Source organism: Streptomyces sp. NPDC091271 (assembly GCF_044757505.1).
Lineage (GTDB): Bacteria > Actinomycetota > Actinomycetes > Streptomycetales > Streptomycetaceae > Streptomyces.
Genome location: NZ_JBIVVD010000002.1, coordinates 301,021 through 323,580, shown reverse-complemented (window position 1 = coordinate 323,580; position 22,560 = coordinate 301,021). Strand labels below are relative to the sequence as shown.

At 70.5% G+C, this 22,560-nt stretch carries 15 protein-coding genes; 14 read left to right on the top strand and 1 reads right to left on the bottom strand.

Annotated features, from left to right (window positions below; translation table 11 throughout):
* The first annotated feature begins 35 nt into the window (after positions 1–35).
* On the top strand, positions 36–2,114 hold the full coding sequence (locus ACIQM3_RS08900) for a beta-galactosidase (RefSeq protein WP_401620855.1): 2,079 nt from the start codon (positions 36–38) through the stop codon (positions 2,112–2,114).
* Positions 2,115–2,165: 51 nt separating this feature from the next.
* On the opposite strand, the gene ACIQM3_RS08895 is transcribed toward ACIQM3_RS08900, so the two are convergent.
* Positions 2,166–5,363, bottom strand: a complete 3,198-nt coding sequence (locus ACIQM3_RS08895; RefSeq protein WP_401620852.1) for an alpha-L-rhamnosidase — start codon at positions 5,361–5,363, stop codon at positions 2,166–2,168.
* Between the two features lie 348 nt (positions 5,364–5,711).
* Here ACIQM3_RS08895 and ACIQM3_RS08890 point away from each other — a divergent pair, with 348 nt between their 5' ends.
* The 13 genes from ACIQM3_RS08890 to ACIQM3_RS08830 all read left to right on the top strand — a co-directional run bounded on the left by ACIQM3_RS08890 (position 5,712) and on the right by ACIQM3_RS08830 (position 22,555).
* Positions 5,712–6,893 (top strand): S8 family serine peptidase, encoded by a 1,182-nt coding sequence (locus ACIQM3_RS08890; protein WP_401620849.1) that lies wholly within the window; start codon positions 5,712–5,714, stop codon positions 6,891–6,893.
* A 377-nt stretch (positions 6,894–7,270) separates the two neighbouring features.
* Positions 7,271–11,560 carry a discoidin domain-containing protein gene (locus ACIQM3_RS08885; RefSeq protein WP_401620846.1) on the top strand — a complete coding sequence of 1,430 codons (4,290 nt, stop codon included), beginning with the start codon at positions 7,271–7,273 and terminating at the stop codon, positions 11,558–11,560.
* Positions 11,561–11,953: 393 nt separating this feature from the next.
* Complete coding sequence (locus ACIQM3_RS08880; RefSeq protein WP_401620839.1) at positions 11,954–13,366, top strand: extracellular solute-binding protein; 1,413 nt, start codon at positions 11,954–11,956, stop codon at positions 13,364–13,366.
* An 88-nt stretch (positions 13,367–13,454) separates the two neighbouring features.
* A complete protein-coding gene (locus ACIQM3_RS08875) occupies positions 13,455–14,417 on the top strand; it encodes a carbohydrate ABC transporter permease (RefSeq protein ID WP_401620835.1) in 963 nt (320 codons plus the stop codon).
* A 15-nt stretch (positions 14,418–14,432) separates the two neighbouring features.
* Complete coding sequence (locus ACIQM3_RS08870) at positions 14,433–15,389, top strand: carbohydrate ABC transporter permease (RefSeq protein WP_401620832.1); 957 nt, start codon at positions 14,433–14,435, stop codon at positions 15,387–15,389.
* 110 nt (positions 15,390–15,499) lie between these two features.
* Positions 15,500–17,134 carry a glycoside hydrolase family 13 protein gene (locus ACIQM3_RS08865; RefSeq protein ID WP_401620829.1) on the top strand — a complete coding sequence of 545 codons (1,635 nt, stop codon included), beginning with the start codon at positions 15,500–15,502 and terminating at the stop codon, positions 17,132–17,134.
* 32 nt (positions 17,135–17,166) lie between these two features.
* A complete protein-coding gene (locus ACIQM3_RS08860) occupies positions 17,167–17,484 on the top strand; it encodes a cupin (protein ID WP_104791065.1) in 318 nt (105 codons plus the stop codon).
* A gap of 109 nt (positions 17,485–17,593) precedes the next feature.
* Complete coding sequence (locus ACIQM3_RS08855; protein WP_401620826.1) at positions 17,594–18,499, top strand: YihY/virulence factor BrkB family protein; 906 nt, start codon at positions 17,594–17,596, stop codon at positions 18,497–18,499.
* Positions 18,500–18,548: 49 nt separating this feature from the next.
* Positions 18,549–19,241, top strand: coding sequence for a GNAT family N-acetyltransferase (locus ACIQM3_RS08850; protein ID WP_401620823.1), 693 nt, complete (start codon positions 18,549–18,551; stop codon positions 19,239–19,241).
* A 5-nt stretch (positions 19,242–19,246) separates the two neighbouring features.
* Positions 19,247–20,125: an ABC transporter substrate-binding protein gene (locus ACIQM3_RS08845; RefSeq protein ID WP_401620820.1), complete on the top strand. Its 879-nt coding sequence runs from the start codon at positions 19,247–19,249 to the stop codon at positions 20,123–20,125.
* 67 nt (positions 20,126–20,192) lie between these two features.
* Entirely contained in the window at positions 20,193–20,846 is a 654-nt protein-coding gene (locus ACIQM3_RS08840) for a helix-turn-helix domain-containing protein (RefSeq protein ID WP_401620817.1), read from the top strand.
* 110 nt (positions 20,847–20,956) lie between these two features.
* Positions 20,957–22,174 (top strand): MFS transporter, encoded by a 1,218-nt coding sequence (locus ACIQM3_RS08835; RefSeq protein ID WP_401622367.1) that lies wholly within the window; start codon positions 20,957–20,959, stop codon positions 22,172–22,174.
* A 117-nt stretch (positions 22,175–22,291) separates the two neighbouring features.
* Positions 22,292–22,555, top strand: a complete 264-nt coding sequence (locus ACIQM3_RS08830) for a type B 50S ribosomal protein L31 (protein WP_401515838.1) — start codon at positions 22,292–22,294, stop codon at positions 22,553–22,555.
* Positions 22,556–22,560 lie beyond the last annotated feature (5 nt).

The window sequence follows — 22,560 nt, the reverse complement described above, 5'->3', positions numbered from 1 at the left end:
TGCCGCACCCGCACCTCGTATCCGAAAGGATCTTCATGACCCCCGCCTCCGAGCGCCACTGGCTGCGCCCGCCCTCCGACGACCGCCCCGCGCGCTTCGCCTACGGGGCCGACTACAACCCGGAGCAGTGGCCGCGCGAGGTGTGGAAGGAAGACGTCCGGCTGATGCGCGAGGCCGGGGTCACCATCGTCTCCGTCGCCATCTTCTCCTGGGCCCGTCTCCAGCCGGCCGAGGACCGGTGGGACTTCGCCTGGCTGGACGAGGTGCTCGACCTGCTCCACAGCAACGGCATCGACGTGGACCTCGCCACCGCCACCGCCTCGCCGCCGCCCTGGCTCACCACTCTGCACCCGGAGATCCTGCCGGTCACCCGCACGGGGGAGACGCTCTCCCAGGGCGCGCGGCAGCACTGGCGGCCCACCTCGCCCGTCTTCCGCAGATACGCCCTCCGGCTGGTGGAGGCCATGGCCACCCGTTACGCGGACCACCCCGCCGTGGTCGCCTGGCACATCTCCAACGAGCTCGGCTGCCACAACATCTACGACTACTCCGACGACGCCGCCCAGTCCTTCCGCGACTGGCTGCGCGCCCGGTACGTCACACTGGAGGAGCTCAACCGGGCCTGGGCCACCTCCTTCTGGTCGCAGCACTACGGGGACTGGGCACAGATCCAGCCGCCGCGACTGGCCGCCAGCCACGCCAACCCGACCCAGCAGCTCGACTTCAAGCGCTTCTCGTCGGACGCGCTGAAGAACTACCTCCGGGCCGAACGCGCGATTCTGCGCCGCATCACCCCCGACATCCCCGCCACCACCAACTTCATGGTCATGAGCGGGACCCAGGGCATGAACTACCCCGACTGGGCGGCGGAGATCGACTTCGTCTCCAACGACCACTACGCCCACCCCGGGCCGCAGCGCCTGGACGAGCTCTCCTTCTCCGCCGCCCTCACACACTCCATCGCCGAGGGCCGGCCCTGGTTCCTGATGGAGCACTCGACGAGCGCGGTCAACTGGCAGCCCGTCAACGTCGCCAAGCGCGAGGGTGAACTCGCCCGCGACTCCCTCGTCCACGTGGCCCACGGGGCCGACGCCGTCTGCTTCTTCCAATGGCGCCAGTCCGCCGCCGGCGCCGAGAAGCACCACTCCGCGATGGTGCCCCACGCCGGCCCGGACAGTGAGCTGTTCCGCTCGGTGACCGCCCTCGGCCGGACGCTGGAGTCCCTCACCCCGGTCACCGGCTCCGTACGGGAGCCGGCTCGCGCCGCCCTGGTGTACGACTGGGAGTCCTGGTGGGCCGTCGAACGCGACTCCCAGCCGTCCTCCCTGGTGCGCTACCGGCAGGAGGCCCTCGACTGGTATTCGGCCTTCCTGTCCCTGGGCGTCCGCGTGGACGTGGTCACGACCGCGGCCGACCTCACCGGGTACGACTTCGTCGCGGCCCCCCTCCTGCACGTCGTCCCCCTGGAGCTCGCCGGGCGCCTGGACTCGTTCGTGCGCGGCGGCGGACACCTCGCCACCACCTACTACTCGGGCGTCGTCGATGAGAACGACCACGTCCACCTCGGCGGATACCCGGGCGCGCTGCGCGAACTGCTGGGCATCCGCATCGAGGAGTTCGGCCCGCTGCGGGAGGGCGAGGACGTGCGGCTCGACAACGGCCTGACCGGCACGCTGTGGACCGACCGGATCGACCTCACCGACCCCGAGGTCACCGTGGAGGCGCGCTACGTGACCGGGGACCAGGCAGGGCGCCCCGCCGTCACCCGGCGCGCCCCCGCGGACGGCGGTTCCGCCGCCTACGTGTCCACCCGGCTGGGCCCCCACGGGCTGCCCGACGTGCTGGGGCCCCTGCTGTCCGGCGCCGGAGTGCTCAGCGAACTTCCCGCCGACGTCCGGGGGCAGGTGGAGCTGACCGTGCGGACCGACGGCGCCCACGCGTACTGGTTCCTCGTCAACCGTACGGACCGGCCCGTCGCGTTCGCCACGGTGGCCGGAGAGGTCCTTGCGGGGCCCTCGCCGGCCACCGGGGGAGGCCTGGTCCTCCCGCCGCGGGGAGTCGCGGTGCTCCGGGTGGCGGCCGGGACCACGCCGTTCACCGGGCCCGTCGGCTAGCGCTATGTGTTCCGCGTGCCCTGTGGGACGCCTCCCACAGGGCACGCGCGCTCAGCCGGAGGCCGTGAACCGGTGGGTGCCCGACCCCACGGCGAAGACCGCGCACCCGTCGTCCAGCCGCAGGAAGTCCGCGGGCCCCCGGCCGGCACTCCGTTCGTCGCCGCCCGGTACCCACACCTCGGCCGTCGTGTTCGCCGGCAGCACGACGCTGAGGGCGAAGTCGTCCGCGTCCTTCTTCCAGCGCGTGGCGACCGGCCCGTAGCGTGAGTCGAACCGGCCCTCGGCCCTTGTCACTCCGCCGCCCGGCCGCGGTCGCACGAGGACCTTCCGGAAGCCGGGGGCGCCCGGGGCGATGCCGGCGATGTTCGCGTACATCCACTCACCGACCGAGCCGTAGGCGTAGTGGTTGAAGGAGTTCATCCCGGCGTCCTGGAAGGAACCGTCCGGCCGGATCGAGTCCCAGCGCTCCCACATCGTGGTGGCGCCCCGGTCGATCTGGTAACCCCAGCTCGGGAACGTCCGCTGGAGCAGCAGCCGGTAGGCGACATCCGTGTGGCCGGTGTCCGTGAGCACCGGAAGGAGCCGAGGGGTGCCGAGGAACCCCGTCGACAGATGCCAGCCCTTCGCCTCGATGAGCGCCACGAGACGGTCCGCCGCCGGTCCCCGGTCGTCCTCCGTCAGCAGGTCCATGGAGAGCGCCAGCACATAGGCCGTCTGCGTGTCGCCCTTCACCCGGCCGCCGGCGGAGACGTACGCCGCGCGGAACGCGTCGCGCACCCGGCCGAAGAGCGTCCGGTACGGGGCGGGGTCCTTGCCCAGTGCCTCGGCCGTCCGTGCCACGAGATCGGCGCTGTGGGCGAAGTAGGCCGTGGCGATGACGTCCTTGGGCGTCTCGTCCTCGATGTTGAGCCAGTCGCCGAACCCGTCCGCCGGGCGCAGCAGCCCGGTGCTGTGCGCCTCCAGATACTCCAGCCAGTCGGTCATCGAGGACCAGGACTGCTCCAGCACCCGTACATCCCCGTACGCCTGGTACAGGGCCCACGGCACGGTCACCCCGGCGTCGCCCCAGCCCGCCGCGCCGTTGCCGACGCCCGGGAGGTCCGGGGCGACATGGGTGAAGGCGCCGTCGGAGGTCTGGGCGTCGCGCAGGTCGTGGAGCCACTTCGTGAGGAAGCGCGCCGACTCCATCGTGTACGCGGCGGTGGGCGCGAACACGTTGATGTCGCCGGTCCAGCCGAGCCGTTCGTCGCGGGCCGGGGTGTCCGTCGGAATGGACAGGAAGTTTCCGCGCTGCCCCCAGGTGATGTTGCGGTGGAGTTGGTCGAGCATGGGGACATCGGTGGTGAAGTCCATGGTGAACGGCGCCGAGGTGTGGATGACACGGCCCACGATCGCGTCGCGGCCCGGCGTCCCGGGATATCCGGTCACCTCGACGTAGCGGAAGCCGTGGAACGTGAAGCGGGGCTCGTAGGTCTCCCGGCCGCCTCCCTTGAGCGTGTACGTGTCCGTGGCGCGGGCGGTGCGCAGGTTGGCGGTGTAGACCGTGCCGTCCGGGTTCAGCACCTCGGCATGCCGCAGCCGCACCGTGGTCCCGGCCGGTCCGGAGACCGTGAGGCGCGCGGTCCCCACCATGTTCTGGCCGAGGTCGAACACGAAGACACCGGGCTCCGGTTCGGTCACCTCACGGGTCGTCAGCTCACGCTCCACACGGCACGCGCCGTCCACCTCGGCCACGAGTGCCGCCGTCACGCCGTCGACGCTGTCCGCGGCGAGCCAGCCGGCCGCGTCGAAGCCGGCACGTGTCCATCCGGCGGTCTCCAGCCGGGCGTCGTAGTCCTCGCCCGCCATGAGGTCCGCCCCGGTGACCGGTCCCGCCGAGGTGAGCCAGTCGCTCCCCGACACAACGCGCTCGGTCGACCCGTCGGTGTAGGTGACCTCCAGCTGGGCGAGTGCCGCGGGCCGTTCACCGTACTGATGCGGCCCGAACCAGGCGATGTTCCCCGCATACCACCCGGCCGCGAGTGTGATCCCGAGCGCGTTGCCGCCCCGCGCCAGCAGACCGGTCACGTCGTATGTCTGGTACTGGACGCGCTTGTTGTAGTCCGTCCAGCCCGGGGCGAGCCGGTCCTCACCGACGCGCTTGCCGTTGAGGGACACCTCGTACAGGCCGAGGGCGGTCGAGTACAGCCTGGCCCTCGCGACCCGCTTGCGGCCGAGCTTGAACTCCCGGCGCAGCTGGATGGCGGGGGAGTACGCCACCTTCACCTCACCCCAGGGGCCGGAGCCCCAGCGCGCGAGGACCTTGGCGGCGGGCCAGGCGGTGTCGTCGTAGGCGGGGGAGTGCCAGTCTCCCGACGGTTCCTTGTCGGTGGCCCGCCACTCCGCGTCGGTGACGGACGTGACCACGCCGTCGGCGGTGGTCAGTTCGAGCACTCCGAGCAGCCCGGCAGGCCCGCTGACCGCGTTCGTCGCCGACACGGCGATCACCTGGACCCCGGGGGCGAGATGGTCCGACACATCGACGAGGACCGGGCGCTTCCAGTTCTCGGCGGGGCCGTCGGCCTCCGTGTGCGCCACCTCCACGCCGTTCACCCGGGCGGTGAACCCGTCGTCGGCGCTCATGACCAGCCGGGCGCGGGTGACACCCTCCGGAACCTCCACCCGGCCGCGGAACCACCGTGTGGCGGCGGGTGCCTCGACGGCGGGATCCCCTTCCGGGAACCAGATCCACGAGGCGTCGTCCAGGGCGGGCGTGCCGATCAGCGCCTCGGGTGCGGCGATCCACCCGGCCGACCAGTCCGAGGCGTCCAGGAGCCCGGTCTCCCACCACGACGGCTCGCTCCACGCGGAGGCCCGGCCGTCCGCGTCCCAGATCCGCACGGACCAGAAGTAGCGCGTGCGGGACACCGGCTCGGGGCCCGCGTACGGGACCAGCAGGGACTGTGCGGACTCGACCCTGCCGCTGTCCCAGACGTCGGGCTTCCCCAGGCGGTCGGGGGCGGTGGCCACGCGCACCTGGTAGGCGGTCTGGCGCTGGCCCGGGCTGTCCGACGCGACCGGCCAGCTCAGTCGTGGACGCGGGGTGTCCAGACCCAGCGGATCGCGTACGTACTCGACGGTCGGCCCGGTGACGCGAGCCCGGCCCGCGTCTGCCCGAGCGGGTCCTGACGCACCGGCGGGAGGTGCGGACACCGCGGCGAGCGCGGCTGTGGCGGCGGTGGTGCTGAGCAGTCGTCTTCTGCTGATCACAACGCGGCTCCGTAACGATGCGGTGATGAATCGTTTCAGTTGGATGAAGCTAAGGTTTTGACCGCTCACTGTCAAGGGTTCTTTCGCGATAATGCCATTTCCGAATTGATAGTTGTATGACTGCTGCGTGCGGCATTGACGCTCTTCTGGGTCAGGTCTATCTTCAGTCGCCAAGAGGAGTTGAAACCTTTCACGCGATGCGCCGAATGGGCCTGCCCCGGCGCCGATCGTTGCGCTGTCCGGCTGACGCGGCTCAGGCTCGCCGGAGATGTGGACGAAAGGTCAGGTGTTCGCACTTCGCGGACCTGACAGGTCCGCGATCCGCTCCTCCACCCCAAGGGAGAACGCATGCGCCTGCGCGCCCGCTGGGCACCAGCCGCTCTACTGCTGATCGCCCCCCTGATCGGCACCACCACGGCCACGGCGGACACCGGCGAGACTCTCGTGCCGGTGCAGAAGTCGGCCCGGGCCGTGCCCGGTCAGTACATCGTCACCGTTTCACCCGAGCAGAAGCCGGCCGCGATGGCCGAGCAGATCGGGGTCAGCACCCTCTTCACGTACAGCAAGGTCCTGCACGGGTTCGCGGCCTCTCTGACGCCCGCGCAGCTCGAGAAGGTGCGCGGCGCGACGGGCGTCCAGGCGGTCGAGGAGAACAGCGAGGCATCCGTCTCGCCGCCCGCCTCCGAGGCGGCCGGGAAGCGGGCCGTCGCCGGGAGCTGGGGCCAGGACCGCGTCGACCAGCGGAACCTGCCGCTGGACGGCACGTACGACGTGGCCGGCACGGGTCAGGGTGTGACCGCGTACATCCTCGACACCGGCATCGAGTCCGCCCACGGCGAGTTCGGCGGCCGGGTGGGCGCCGGTTACGACGCGATCGGCGACGGCCGCGACGGTGAGGACTGCAACGGCCACGGCACGCACGTGGCCGGGACCGTGGCCGGTACGACGTACGGGGTCGCGCCCGCGGCCTCCCTCGTGCCGGTGCGGGTGCTCAACTGCGAAGGATCGGGCACCTGGGCCGGGATCATCGCCGGGCTCGACTGGATCGCCCAGAACGCCGAGCAGCCGGCCGTCGTGAACGCCTCCCTCGGCGGACCCGCGTCGTCGGCCGTCGACGACGCGTTCGACGCGCTCGCGGCGGAGGGCACCCTGCCGGTGGTCGCGGCGGGCAACGAGAACCAGGACGCCTGTGACGTCTCCCCGGCACGCGCCGACGGCGTGCTCGCCGTGGGAGCGAGCGACGACCAGGACCGGCAGGCGACGTTCAGCAACTGGGGTACCTGTGTATGGCTGTACGCCCCGGGCGTGGACATCGTGTCCGCGAAGCTCGGCGGCGGCTCCACGACCCTGAGCGGAACGTCCATGGCCAGTCCGCACGTCGCCGGTGCCGCCGCGCTCTACAAGGAGCAGCACCCCGACGCGGCACCGCAGGAGGTCTCCGACTGGCTCGCCGCGGAGGCGACCCCTGACGTCCTGACCGGCCTGGGTGCCGGCTCGCCCGACCGGCTCCTCTACGTCGGCGGTCTCTGACCCCCGGCCGGCTCCACCGAGCGGGGTCCGCGTCTGCGGGCCCCGCTTTTCACTGTGCCGTGGAACAGGCACTTTCGGGCAGCTTGCAGTTTTACGCAAAAAGCTTACGCCGAATGAGAGTGTGTCAGGAGGCAGGCATCCACGATGGCGCCCTCTTGAATTTCCCCTCCTTGAAAGGCCCTTGCGCGTCTCCCCGTGTCGCCTCACCGTGCTCCGGTTTCTGTCGCAACCGTGGACGCTCTCGCATTTCTCTGCAACTCTCTGACCGCCAAGCGCAAAACTCAGCTCGGCGCGTGCAGAAACAAGTGCCGCAGAGCTGTGCCGACAGAGCCGCACTCCTCGGCGTGTCCCGCGCCGAGGCTGGAGATCGGGGACCTATGAGAGCCCAACGCTGGAGGTGGCGGACGCTTTCCGCCATGATCGCCACCAGTCTTCTGATGATCGGATGGCCGTCGCTCACCGCCGCGGCGGCCGACGGCCCCAACATCGCCGCGGGCCGCACCGCGGCGGCGAGCAGTGCCGGCGGCGAGTACGCCGCCAGGAACGTGACGGACGGCAACCAGGCGACGTACTGGGAGGGATCGGGCGGCGCACTGCCGCAGTGGGTGCAGACCGACCTCGGCTCGGCCGCCAGGGTCGACGAGGTGACCCTGAAGCTCCCCGCGGGCTGGGAGAGCAGACAGCAGACCCTCTCGCTCCAGGGAAGCGCCGACGGCACCAGCTTCTCGACGCTGAAGAGCTCGGCGGCGTACACCTTCGGTCCCGGCACCTCCAACGCCGTGAAGATATCCTTCCCCGCCACCCAGACCCGGTTCGTGCGCGTGAACGTCACGGCCAACACCGGGTGGCAGAACGCGCAGCTCTCCGAGATGGAGGTCCGGGCCGCAGGGGAGTCCTCGGCGAACCTCGCCGCGGGCAGGACGCTCAGGGCGAGCAGCTACACCGAGACGTATGCGGCCTCCAACGGCAACGACGGCAACCGGGCCAGCTACTGGGAGAGCCGGAACAACGAGCTCCCGCAGTGGATCCAGGCCGACCTCGGATCCTCGGTCCGGGTCGACCGGGTCGTGCTCCGGCTGCCCGACGGCTGGGAGCAGCGCTCCCAGACCCTGAAGATCCAGGGCAGCACCGACGGCACGGAGTTCAGCGACCTGACCGCGTCCAAGGCCTACACTTTCAACGCCGCGGGCGGGCAGTCGGCGACGATCTCCTTCGACGCGACCACGACCCGCTACGTGCGGGTGCTCGTCACCGCCAACTCCGTCCAGCCGGCCGCCCAGCTCTCCGAACTGGAGGTCTACGGCCCGGCCACCGGTGACACGCAGGCGCCCACCGCGCCGTCCGGCCTGGCCTTCACCGAGCCGTCGACCGGGCAGATCAAGCTGACCTGGGCGGCCTCCTCGGACAACACCGGCGTCACGGGCTACGACGTCTACGCCGACAACACGCTGCTGACCGGAGTGGCGGGCGGCGTCACCACCTTCACCGACACCCGCCCGGCGAGCGAGACCGTCTCCTACTACGTCCGGGCCAGGGACGCGGCGGGGAACCAGTCGGGCAACAGCAACACCGTCACCCGCACCGGCGACTCCGGTGACACGCAGGCGCCCACCGCGCCGTCCGGCCTGGCCTTCACGGAGCCGTCGACCGGGCAGATCAAGCTGACCTGGACGGCCTCCTCGGACAACAAGGGCGTCACGCGCTACGACGTCTACGCCGACAACGTGCTCCGCGAGAGCGTGGCCGGCGACGTCACCACGTACACCGACACCCAGTCCGCCGCCACGACCGTCAGCTATGTCGTGCGGGCCAAGGACGCCGCGGGCAACGTCTCCGGCGCCAGCAACACCGTGACGCGCAACGGATCCACGAGCGCCGCGTCCAACCTCGCCGTCTCCAAGCCGATCACCGCGTCCTCGGTGATCCACACGTTCGTCGCGGCCAACGCCAACGACAACTCCCTCAGCACGTACTGGGAGGGCGCGGGCGGCAGCTACCCCAACACGCTGACGGTCAAGCTGGGTGCCAACGCCGACACGGAGAGCGTCGTCGTCAAGCTGAACCCCGACAGCAGCTGGGGAGCGCGCACCCAGAACATCCAGGTACTGGGACGGGAGCAGGACGCCACCTCGTTCACGAGCCTGGCCGCCGCCAAGGACTACGCGTTCAGCCCGGCGACGGGCAACACGGTGACGATCCCGGTCACCGCCCGGGTGGCCGACGTCCAGCTGAAGTTCACCTCCAACACCGGATCCGGCGCAGGTCAGGTCGCCGAGTTCCAGGTGCTGGGTGCTCCGGCCCCCAACCCGGACCTGCAGGTCACGGCGGTCGCCGCCTCGCCCTCGGCCCCGGTGGAATCGGACCCCGTCACCCTGTCGGCCACCGTCCGCAACTCCGGTGCGGTCTCCTCTCCCGCCGGGAAGCTGGACTTCGAACTCGGCGGATCCAAGGCCGCCACCGTCTCGGTGGGCGCTCTCGCCGCCGGCGCCTCCGCCCAGGTCACCGCGTCCATAGGAGCCCGCGACGCAGGCAGTTACACGCTCGGGGCGGTCGTCGACCCGGCAGGCGAGATCATCGAGCAGAACGAGACGAACAACCGCTTCACCAGCGGCACCCCGCTGGTCGTGAAGCCGGTGTCCAGCTCCGACCTCGTGGCGAGCGCGGTCACGACCTCCCCGTCGGGCCCCTCGGCCGGTGACACGGTCACCTTCTCCGTCGCCGTGAAGAACCAGGGCTCCGTGGCGTCCGCGAGCGGCAGCCACGGGATCACCCTCAGCCTGACCGACTCCAAGGGGGCGACGGTCAAGACCCTCACCGGCGCGCACAACGGCGCCATCGCCGCGGGTTCCACGACGTCACCGGTCTCCCTGGGCACCTGGACGGCCGTCAACGGCTCGTACACGGTGAAGGTGGTGCTCGCCGACGACGCCAACGAACTGCCGGTGAAGCGCGCGAACAACACCAGCACCGAATCGCTCTTCGTCGGGCGCGGCGCCAACATGCCGTACGACATGTACGAGGCGGAGGACGGTGTCACCGGCGGCGGAGCCAAGGTCGTCGGCCCCAACAGGACCGTCGGCGACATCGCGGGTGAGGCGTCGGGCCGCAAGGCCGTGACGCTCGACAGCACCGGGAACTACGTCGAGTTCACGACGCGGGCGACCACTAACACCCTGGTCACCCGGTTCTCCATCCCGGACTCCGCGGGCGGCGGCGGCATCGACTCGAAGCTCAACGTCTACGTGGACGGCACGTTCCTTAAGGCGATCGACCTCACCTCGAAGTACGCCTGGCTGTACGGGAACGAGACCGGACCGGGCAACGCCCCCGGCTCGGGCGCGCCCCGGCACATCTACGACGAGGCGAACGTCATGCTGGGGAAGACCGTCCCGGCGGGCAGCAGGATCCGGCTGCAGAAGGACGCGGCCAACACCAGCACGTACGCGATCGACTTCGTCAGCCTGGAGCAGGCCGCCCAGAAGCCGAACCCCGATCCCGCCCGGTACGCCGTGCCCGCCGGCCTCACCCACCAGGACGTGCAGAACGCCCTGGACAAGGTCCGGATGGACACCACCGGAACCCTGGTGGGCGTCTACCTCCCGGCCGGTGACTACTCCACCTCGAGCAAGTTCCAGGTCTACGGCAAGGCCGTGCGGGTGGCCGGCGCCGGGCCCTGGTTCACCCGGTTCCACGCGCCGTCCACGCAGGACAACACCGACATCGGATTCCGAGCGGAGGCCAGTGCGAAGGGTTCGTCGTTCTCCGACTTCGCCTACTTCGGCAACTACACATCGCGGATCGACGGGCCGGGCAAGGTGTTCGACTTCTCCAACGTTACGGACATCGTGATCGACAACATCTGGAACGAGCACATGGTGTGCCTCTACTGGGGGGCCAACACCGACAAGGTCACCATCAAGAACTCCCGGATCCGCAACATGTTCGCCGACGGCATCAACATGACCAACGGCTCCACGGACAACCACGTCACGAACAACGAGGCGCGGGCCACCGGGGACGACAGCTTCGCACTGTTCTCGGCGATCGACGCCGGCGGCGCGGACATGAAGAACAACGTGTACGAGAACCTGACGTCGATCCTCACCTGGCGGGCGGCGGGAGTGGCCGTGTACGGCGGCTACGACAACACCTTCCGTAACATCCACATCGCCGACACCCTGGTGTACTCCGGGATCACCGTGAGTTCGCTGGACTTCGGCTATCCCATGAACGGGTTCGGGACCGGCCCCACGGCGATCGAGAACGTCTCGGTCGTGCGGGCCGGCGGTCACTTCTGGGGGACGCAGACCTTCCCCGGGATCTGGCTGTTCTCGGCCTCCAAGGTCTTCCAGGGCATCCGGATCTCGAACGTGGACATCGTCGACCCGACGTACAGCGGGATCATGTTCCAGACGAACTACGTGGGAGGACAGCCGCAGTTCCCGATCAAGGACACCGTGCTCACCGACATCACGATCTCGGGCGCGCGCAAGAGCGGCGACGCGTTCGACGCGAAGTCCGGGTTCGGCCTGTGGGCCAACGAGATGCCGGAGGCGGGGCAGGGCCCTGCCGTCGGTGAGGTCACCTTCAACGGTCTGAAGTTCAGCGCCAACGCCCAGGACGTGAAGAACACCACCTCCACCTTCAAGATCAACATCAACCCGTAAGGAGGTCCGAAGCGGCTGGGCGGGGCGCTTCCCGTGTTCCGGAAACGGTCCCGGGAGGGGCCCCGCGGCTGCGTAACGTCTTGCAGTCAGAAGTCCGTCTCTTGCGGACCGCGGCCCGCCGAACGTCGCCAGGCGGTCCCTGGAGGGTCGGTGTGTCGACGGACGGCCGGGCCGCGTGCCGCGCCCGGCTCGTCCGGGTTGAGCCGTACAGGAGTGCTCCATCGAGGCGCCGGGATGCTGTTGCCCGGCGCCTCGCCACATGCGGAGCGCTGTCAAACATTTACGAAAACTGCGCGAGATATTGCGCTCACTTGTCGCCGGTGGTTGAGTATGCCGCGCCCCGGCAGACAGTCGGCCGAGGCCTTCCGTGCTCATGCCCGAAGGGGACCACCGATGAGAAGTGCTGGGTTTCGCCGTACCCGCCGTGCCTCCGCGGCCGCCGTCGTCACCGCGCTCGCCCTGACCGCCCTTGCCTCCTGCGGCACGAGCAGCAGCGGCGACGGGAACGACGACTCCGGCAGCGGATCCTCCGATCCGGCCGCGCCGCTCGACCCGAAGGCCGAGGTGACGCTGTCGATCGACTGTATGCCGCCGGCCGCGAAGGCCGCGGAACTGCGCGAGTGGAACGAGGACGTCAAGACGTTCAACAAGAAGTACCCGAACGTCAGAATCAACGGGAAGTCGACGCCCGGCCAGTGCCTGGAGCCGCCGCGCTTCACGGCCATGCTCAAGGGCAAGTCGCAACCGGACGTGTTCTACGCGTACTTCACCGACCTCCAGCAGGTGCTGGACAACGACGGCGCCGAGGACATCTCCGCGTACGTCAACGACACCTCCGTTCCGGCGCTCAAGGACATCCAGCCCCAGGTGCTCGACGTGGCCCGCAAGGACGGCAAGCTCTACGCGCTGCCGACCAGCAACTACACCATGGGCCTCATGATCAACCGGAAGCTGTTCACACAGGCCGGGCTGGACCCCGACACCCCGCCGGCGACCTGGGACGAGGTCCGCGCAGCGAGCAAGAAGATCGCGGCGCTGGGCAAGGGCATCGCCGGATTCGGCGAGTACAGCGCGGGCAACAACGGTGGCTGGCACTTCACCGCCACTCAGTACGGCCTGGGCGGCGACGTCGTGGACGCGAGCGGCAAGAAGGCCGCGTTCAACGACGACAAGGGAAAGCAGGTCCTCTCCCAGCTGCACGACATGCGCTGGGAGGACGACAGCATGGGCAAGACCCAGCTGCTGAAGTGGGGCGATCTGCAGAAGCAGATAGCCACCGACAAGCTCGGCATGTTCCTCGCCGCGCCCGACGACATCACGTACATGGTGCAGCAGCTCGGCGCGGAGTACGAGAACTTCGGCATGGGCCCGATCCCCGGCGCCGAGGGAACGCTCTTCGGTGGGAACAACTACATGATCAAGAAGGGCAGTTCGCCCGACAAGATCAAGGCCGCCGTCGCCTGGCTGAACTTCCAGAACCTCACGCCGAAGAAGGGGCAGTTCGACTGGGGCCGCAGGAAGGCCGACAACCTCCCCGTCGGACTTCCGCAGCCCAACTTCTTCCTCGGCGAGAGCAAGACGACGGACGACGCCGAACGCGTCGCCAACGCCACGATGCCCGTCGAGAACTTCAAGGCATTCATGGACAAGCCCGTCCAGGGCAAGGCCGAGCCGCCGAAGGCCCAGGAGATCTACAAGATCCTCGACAACGCGATGTCCGCGGTCCTGACCAACGAGGACGCCGACATCGACAAGCTGCTCGACACCGCCGAGCAGCAGGTCAACCAGGTCCTGGCCAACCAGTAACGGACGTGCGGAGGCCGGGCCGGGCGGGCCCGGCCCCGCATCCGGACCGTCCGTCTGCGAGTGACTGCACCGGCACCGAGGAGAGACCATGTCGGCCCCCACCCTGTCCACCGGGAAGGCGAGCGCGCCGCCCCCCGGGCACCACCAACGCCCCAGCGGGCCGGACTCCGCCCGCGAGGAGTTCCTGCGCGCCGTGCGCCGAAACATCTCGGCGCACGGCTTCCTGATAGGAGCCGTCCTCTGCTTCTCCTTCTTCTCCTGGTATCCGATGGTCAGGGAGTTCCTCCTGGCCTTCCAGAAGACCGAGGACGGCACGACGACCTGGGCCGGCTGGTCCAATCTGACCTACGTCTTCAACGACCCCGCGTTCTGGCAGGCCTGGCGCAACACCCTGCTCTTCACCGTGCTGGCGCTCCTGCTGGGCTTCGCGGTCCCGTTCGTCGTCGCCGTCGTGCTCAACGAATTCCGGCACGCGCAGGGGTATCTGCGCCTGCTCGTCTACCTGCCCGTCATGCTGCCGCCGGTCGCCTCCGTGCTGCTCTTCAAGTACTTCTACGACCCCGGCTACGGCCTCTTCAACCGCATCCTGGAGTTCCTCCATCTGCCCGCCCAGCAATGGCTCCAGGATCCCGACACCGCCATGCTCTCCGTCGTCATCGCGTCGACCTGGATGAACATGGGCGGGGCCACACTGATCTACCTCGCCGCCCTCCAGGGCATCCCGGGCGAGCTCTACGAGGCGGCCGAGCTCGACGGCGCCGGACTGCTCCGCAAGATCTGGCACGTCACCATCCCGCAGACCCGGCTCATCCTGTCGCTCCTGCTGCTCATGCAGATCATCGCGACGATGCAGGTCTTCACCGAACCGTTCCTGCTCACCAACGGCGCAGGGCCCGAGGGCTCCACCACGACCGTCGTCTACCTCATCTACCAGTACGCCTTCAACTTCAACAACTACGGCGGAGCGGCGGCTCTCGGCCTCCTCCTGCTCGTCGTCCTCGCGGGCTTCTCCGCGGTGTACGTACGCCTCAGCCGCAGCAGCGAAGACTAGGACGGGAGCACAACGATGGCATCGAACACGCTTGTCTCCCGGCGCGGACCCGGCGGTCCCGGCAGCCGGAAGGCCCGTCGCCGGGACGCGGACCAGGGCCGCCAGCGGACCCTGATCTCACCGGCCCAGCTCGGCCGGCCCCGCGGGAAGGCGGTCTACTGGATCGTCTTCGCCCTGGTGGCGGCGGCCTTCACCCTCGCGTTCCTCGGCCCCCTGTACTGGATGGTCACCGGCGGCCTCAAGACCACCCAGGAAGTCGTCCAGAGCCCACCCACCGCCTTCCCCTCCTCGGTCCACACGGAGAACTACTCCCAGGCGTGGAACGTGATGGACCTGGCCCGGCTGCTCTTCAACACGCTCTACTACGCCTTCGGGGCACTCGCCTTCCAGCTCATCCTCGACGTGGCCGCCGCCTACTCGCTCTCCAAGCTCCGGCCGGTCTTCGGCAAGGTCATCCTCGGCATGATGCTCGCCACCCTGATGATCCCGGCGACCGTCCTGGTCGTGCCGCAGTACCTCACGGTCCTCGACGTGCCGATCTTCGAGCGCAATCTGCTCAACTCGCCCTGGGCGATCTGGCTGCCGTCGGTCACCAACGCCTTCAACATCTTCCTGCTGAAGCGGTTCTTCGACTCCATCCCGGGCGAACTCCTCGACGCGGCGGCCATCGACGGCGCTTCGCCCCTGCGCACCCTGCGCTCCATCATCCTGCCGATCTCCCGGCCGATCCTCGGCGTCGTCTCCATCTTCGCGGTCGTCGGAGTCTGGAAGGACTTCCTCTGGCCCATGCTCACCCTGCCCGACCCGGGAAAGCAGACCCTCAACGTCGGCATCTACTCGCTGTCCAACGGCGTGCCGACGAACGTCCTCATCGCCGCGCTCACCATCGCGTCCGTGCCGACGCTGCTCATCTTCCTGCTTTTCCAGCGCAACATCATGAGCGGCCTCACCGCGGGCGGCCTGAAGGGCTGAGCGCCCCTCCGAACCACCGCCTCCCACCAGCACTCCGCCGCCGGCCCTCCCATCGCACGCCCCGCGTACGGGCCGGGGGCGGAGTACCTCCTGCCCGAAAGGAACGCCACGTGGCAGCCAACCCTCCGACCGAGGCCACCGCACCGTGGTGGCGCGACGCCGCCATCTACCAGGTCTACGTACGCAGCTTCGCCGACGGCGACGGAGACGGCACCGGCGATCTCGCGGGAGTGCGGGCCAGGCTGCCCTACCTGGTCGAACTGGGCGTCGACGCGCTGTGGTTCACCCCCTGGTACCTCTCCCCGCTCGCCGACGGCGGCTACGACGTCGCCGACTACCGTGCCATCGACCCCGCCTTCGGCCATCTCGCCGAGGCGGAGAAGCTGATCGCCGAGGCCCGTGAGCTGGGCATCCGCACCATCATCGACATCGTCCCCAACCACGTCTCCGACCGGCACAGCTGGTTCCAGGCGGCACTCGCCGCCGCCCCCGGCAGTCCCGAGCGCGAGCTCTTCCACTTCCGGGAGGGACGCGGCGCCCAGGGAGAGATCCCGCCCAATGACTGGGTCTCCGAATTCGGCGGCACCCCCTGGACCAGGGTCGGGGACGGTCAGTGGTACCTGCACCTGTTCGCCCCGGGACAGCCGGACCTCAACTGGGCGCACCCCGCGGTCCGCCAGGAGCACGAGGACGTCCTGCGCTTCTGGTTCGACCGGGGCGTCGCCGGGGTGCGGATCGACTCTGCGGCCCTGCTCGCCAAGGACCCCGCCCTGCCCGACTTCGTCAAGGACACCGACCCCCACCCGTACATCGACCGCGACGAACTCCACGACATCTACCGCTCCTGGCGTGCCATCGCCGACGGGTACGACGGCATCTTCGTCGGCGAGGTCTGGCTCCCCGACTCCGAGCGCTTCGCCCGCTATCTGCGGCCCGACGAACTGCACACCGCGTTCAACTTCAACTTCCTGGCCTGCCCCTGGGACGCCGGGCTGCTGCGCACCGCGATCGACGACACGCTCGCCGAGCACGCCCCGGTGGGAGCCCCCGCCACCTGGGTGCTGTGCAACCACGACGTGACACGCACGGTCACCCGCTACGGACGCGAGGCCACCGGATTCGACTTCGCGGCGAAGGTCTTCGGCACCCCCACCGACCTGGAGCTCGGCACCCGCAGGGCACGGGCGGCCGCCCTCCTCTCCCTGGCGCTGCCGGGGGCCGTCTACCTCTACCAGGGCGAGGAGCTCGGACTGCCGGAGGCCGACATCCCCCGCGAGCGGATCCAGGACCCCATGCATCTGCGTTCCGGCGGCATCGACCCGGGGCGGGACGGCTGCCGGGTGCCTCTGCCGTGGTCCGCCGAGGAGCCGTACGCGGGCTTCGGGTCCGCAGCCGAACCCTGGCTGCCGCAGCCGGCGGACTGGCCCTCCTACGCCGCCGAAGGGCAGGGAACCGACCCGGGCTCCATGCTCACCCTCTACCGGGAGGCGCTGCGACTGCGCCGCGTCGAACCGGGCTTCGCGGCCGCCCCGGGCGAGTCCGCCGACGGCAGACTGAACTGGCTGCCCTCGTCATCCGGCGTCCTGGCGTTCATGCGGACCCACGGCCTGATCTGCGTCGTGAACCTCTCGGGGAGCCCCGTGCCGCTGCCCGACCACGACGAGATGCTGCTGACCAGCGGCCCTCTGGGCCCCTCCGGCCTGCTGCCGGACGATACGGCGGCCTGGCTGCGCCGGACGCGATAGCGGGGGAGCGGGGGCTGCGGCACAGTGGTCGTATGGATGATCTCAACGCTCTCGCCGACGAGCACCTGGCCGCCGCCCGCGCCAACGCTCACGGGCGCAGCGCGCACCTGCTGCTGCGCCAGGAACCCCTGCGGCAGACGGTGATCGCGCTCACCGAGGGGTCCGCCCTCGACGAGCACAACGCACCTCCCGCCGCGTCACTCCAGGTGCTGCGCGGCGCGGTCCGGCTCACCGCGGGATCCGGGGACGTGGACCTCGCGGCAGGCCGGCTGCACCCCATCCCCCAGGAGCGGCACGGACTGCTGGCCCTGGAGGACGCGGTGGTGCTGCTCACCGCCGTCAACGACTGAGCCCGACCGGAGTACATCCGCGGGACCGAGGCATGAGAGAAAGGGAGCAGCCGGGCCGCCGTGAGGCGTCCCGGCCATCCGCCCTTCCCACGTCCCCCGGAGTAACCGCGTGCCCAGCAGGACCGAAGGCCCAGTCGCGGAACGAACCGCACCCCCGGCAGGGCGCACCGCGCGGAGGCACTGGCGCACCGCTCTGCGCCGGACCCCCGTATCGCTGTGGAACGACGACCTCTCGGACTGGGCGGCCGCTCTCACCTACTACGCCATCCTGGCGCTACTCCCGGCTCTTCTCGTCACGGTCTCCGTCATCGGCCTGGCCAATCCCGGCGCCACCAACGCCCTGATCGCCGACATCACGGCCTTCGCGCCGGCCGAGTCCGGAGCGGCCCTGCGCCGGCCCCTGGAGGCGGCCACCCACGAACGCACGGCCGTCTGGCTGCTCGTCGCCACCGGCAGCGTGAGCGCCGTGTGGTCCGCGTCCAGCTATCTGGCGGTCTTCCGGAGGGCGATGCACGCCATGCACCAGGTGAAGGACACCAGGCCGCCGCTGCGCCAGGCGCACATCATCGTGGTGTCGGCCATCGGGCTGCTCGTCCTGCTGATGACCAGCGCCTTCGTCCTCGTGCTCACCGGACCTCTGGCGCGCTGGCTCGGACGCCGGGTGGGCCTGGCGCAGGCCGGCGAGGCGCTGTGGGAGGGTCTGAAATGGCCCGTCCTGCTCTTTCTGGTCGCCTGTCTCATCCTGGTTCTCTTCAGCACGGGTCCGCGCTCCGCGCGGAACATACGGAGGGCGTTGCCCGGCGGGGTGCTCGCGGCGCTCCTGTGGCTGATCGCCTCGGCCGGATTCGCGCTGTACGCGACCCACGTCGCCAGTTACAGCCGGCTCTACGGTTCGCTCGCCGGCCTGGTGGTCTTCCTGATCTGGATCTGGTTCACCAACCTGGCGCTGATCACCGGCGCCCAGTTCAACGTCGAACTCGCCCGCACCGACGGCCAGGAGCGCGAAGCGCCCTGATGTGCCCCCGGGCCTTGTGGGAGCGCTCCCAGGAGTGAAGGATGGGGCGATGGCCCCGACCGCGTACGTACGCCCCTATCGCCCCGCCGACCGGGAGGCCCTCGCGGACATCTGTGTCCGCACGGCCGACAACGGCGGGGACAGCACGCACCTCTATCCGGATCCGGGGCTGATGCCCGCACTGTTCGCCGAGCCCTACGCCCATCTGGAACCGGAGCTGGCCTTCGTCCTGGACGACGGCTCCGGGCGCGCGGTCGGATACGTCCTGGGGACCGCGGACACGCGGTGGTTCGCCGACGCCTTCCGGGAGGTCTGGCTCCCCCTGGTGACGGACCGCTTCCCCGAGCCGGCCGGCGAACCCCAGACGCTCACCGACGCGATGACGGCCCTCCTGTACCGCCCGGAGCGCATGATCCTTCCGGAGCTGGACGAACACCCCGCGCACCTGCACATCGACCTGCTGCCGCCGTGGCAGCGCAAGGGGTACGGCAGGGAGCTGATGGGTGCGTTCCTGGGCGCGCTGCACCGGAAGGGGGTCCGGGCCGTCCATCTGTCCATGCTGACGGCGAACACTCCTGCCAGGGCGTTCTACGACCGGCTCGGATTCCAGGTGATCGAGGTGCCCGACCCCGGGCCGCTCACCTATCTCGGGCGCACCACGGAGGATGTGGAGCCGACGGGCTGGGCAGGTAGTGGGTGGCGAGCCCGGGAGAGGGCCCGGGCCGCCGGTTCGGAAGGGTGAGTCGTATGACGCAGCAGAGCGCGTGGAGTTTCGCGGACGACCGCGGCCGGCTGGTGGCGGCGGGGCGGCGGCCGTCCCGGGTGCTCGCGTACGTCCAGGCGGGAGCGACGCTGTGGGACCACGGGATACGCCCGGAGGGGATATTCGGCTCCGGGCACGACGGGGCGGAGCCCGACCGGGCGAAGACCGGCACGCTCCCGCTGGACTCCGTGGACTACCGGGGCGCGGGTGGCGACTTGGACGTGGACACGCTGTTACGGGGCAGGCCCGACCTGGTCGTCGCCGTCACCTACGGCCATGGCCAGCTCTACGGGCTGGACGCGGATACCGCCAAGCACCTGGAGGAGCGCGTTCCGGTTGTCGTGATCGACGTGGGCCAGGCGCGCACCCTCGACCGGGTCGCCGAGCGGTTCGCCGAGCTCGCGCGCTCGCTCGGTGGTGCCTTCGCCCCGGACGCCGCGGATGAACTGCACGCGGCCCGCGAGCGGCTCCGCGCGGCCGCCCGCAACCCCGCCGGCCCCAGAGTGGTGGCCCTTTCGCCCGCGGGTCCGGAGCAGGCGTATGTCGCCCGCCCCCAGATGTGGCCCGAGCTGCGGGTGCTGGCCGAGCTCGGGGTCGGCCTCGTGTCCCCGCCGGAGGGGGCGGGAGTCAACTGGGCCACCCTCGACTGGGCGGAGGCCGCGGCCCTGGAACCCGCCGTCGTCCTGACCGACATCCGGTCCAACGCGGTCCCGCTCGACGAGATCACCGCCCCCGCCTGGGAGGCCGCCGGGCGCGGCGCACGGACCGTGCCGTGGAACCCCGAACCGCTGTGCAGTCCACAGGCTCACGCGCGTTTCCTCGAGCTCGTCGCGGACGCGGTGGAGGGGGCGTCAGGAGGCTGAACAAGTTTCCCAAAGATATTCTGCAAAAACTATTTGGCAAAACCCGGATGCGCTCTACGCTGCCGGCATGGACAGCGACGCGACGCACCGTGTGCTCGATCCCGACAGGGACCCGGCGGCCCTGAAGGCCCTCACCCATCCCCTGCGGCTGAGGCTGCTCGGCCTCCTGCGGCTCCACGGTCCCGCCACCGCGAGCGAACTGGCGGTCAGGACGGGGGAGTCGTCCGCCTCGACCAGCTACCACCTGCGGGTGCTCGCCAAGTACGCCTTCGTCGCGGAGGCGGAGCACCGCGACGGACGCGAGCGCCGCTGGCAGGCCGTGCACTCCGTCACCACGGCGGACAACGCGGCCATGCTGGCGACGCCCGCGGGCCGGGCGATGCTGGTGCTGGGCAGGCGCCGCCAGCTCGAGCACCTGCAGCAGTCCATGGAGCAGCACGAGGCGGACATCGACACGGGCCGCCTCGGCGAGGAATGGCACGCCCCCTCGGGGATCGACGACCTGATGCCGCGGCTGACGCCGGAGTCCCTCCGCGAACTCCGCGACACGATGGCGGACAAGCTCGCCGAGCTGACCGCGCGCGACGAGCACGACCCCCGGGCCCGGCAGGTCGTGCTGCTCACCGCCGGACTGCCGCTGGCCCCGGCCGGGCCGGCGGCGCCTCCCGCCGACGCCGCGCCTCCCGCCGACGCCGCGCCCGAGGCCGGAAGAGCCCGGTGACCCCGGCGCCCGGGGGCGGGAAGGTCACTGCCACGACGCCCGACGAACGCACGGCGCGCCGCAGGTTCGTCGCCGTCTCCTTCCTCTTCTGGTTCCCCGCAGGCCTCGTCATGGCGCCGATGGTGCTGCTCTTCACCGAGCGCGGCCTGGCCCTCACCGCCGTCGCCGCCGCATTCGCCGCCCACTCCTTCACCGCCGCCGCTCTGGAGCTCCCCACAGGCGGCCTCTCCGACGTCATCGGCCGACGCACCGTCCTGGCCTGCGCCGGTCTGCTCAACGCCTGCGCCCTCACGCTCATGGGCCTCGGCGCCACCCCATGGGTGATCGTCCTCGGCACAGCCCTCATGGGCGCGGGCCGCGCCCTGTCCAGCGGGCCCGCCGAAGCCTGGTACGTCGACACCGTTCACGCCCGTTCCGGCCCCGACGCCGATCTCCGTACGGGGCTGGCGCGCGGCAGCGCCGCCTCGTCCGGCGCCGTCGCGCTCGGAGTCCTTCTCGGAGGGGCGCTGCCCTGGCTGCTCGGCCTCGGCCCGGACCCAGGGGCCCGGCTGCGGGCGCTCACCTCGGATCTGGTCCTGCCGCTCTCCGTGCCCGTGCTCCTCGGCGTGGTCGTCGACATCGTCTTCGTCGGCTACGTCCTGACCGCCCTGACGGAGCCGCCCCGCCCCGCGGCCACCCTGCGCGGTGTACTTCGGGGAGTTCCCGGCGCTGTCGCCGCGGGGCTCAGGCTCGGCGCCGGGGACGCGCTGATCCGGCGCATCCTGATGACCACGGGCGCCGCGGGTACGGCTCTCGCCGCTCTCGAACTGCTCACCCCGGGCCGCGCCGCCGCGTTGACCGGGACCGCGGAGGCCGGTGCGGTCCTCTTCGCCGGCCTGGCCGCCGCCGGATTCGGGTGCTCGGCGCTCGGCAGCCAGCTGGCCCCGCTCGTCGCCCGGCTCGCGGGAGACGCGGAACGCGCGGTCCTGGCGAGCCTCGGCGTGAGCGTGGCCGGTCTGCTGGCGCTCGGCGCCACCGTGTCCGCCACCGGGGCGCCCGCGCTGGCCATGGCCGTCGTCGGATACGGGCTGGTCTACCTGGGCCTGGGCGCCGCGGGGCCGACCGAGAACGACCTCCTGCACCGCCGCGTCGACACCTCCGGCCGGGCGACGGCCCTCTCCGTGCAGTCGCTGGCCCAGCAACTCGTGGGGGCGGCCGCCGGCCTGGTCATCGGCGCGCTGCCCGCAGGACCGCTGCCCTGGCTGCTCGGCGCCGTAGTACTGCTGGCCGGAGCACTGCTGTGGGCCCGGCGCACCGCCCCCGTTCCACAGGCCGTCCCCCGCCCTTGAGGGGGACGAGGGCTGATCCGCTGCTCCGTACGGACGTCCCGGATCGCGCCGGCCCCCGCCGTTCGGGACGCTGGCCCGAAGCCGGGACGCGAGATCCCCGTACTTCCAGGAGCAGAGATGCAGCAGGACAAGCACCCGTCGTACCGTCCCGTGGTCTTCCGCGACCGTTCCGCCGGGTACGCCTTTCTGACCCGGTCCACCGCGTCGAGCGAGCAGACGATCGACTGGGACGACGGCAACAGCTACCCGGTCATCGACGTGGAGATCTCCGCCGAGAGCCACCCGTTCTTCACCGGTAAGGCGAGAGTGGTCGACACCGAGGGCCAGGTCGCCAAGTTCGAGCGGCGCTACGGCGACGAAGGGCGTGACGACGCCTCCTGAGCCCC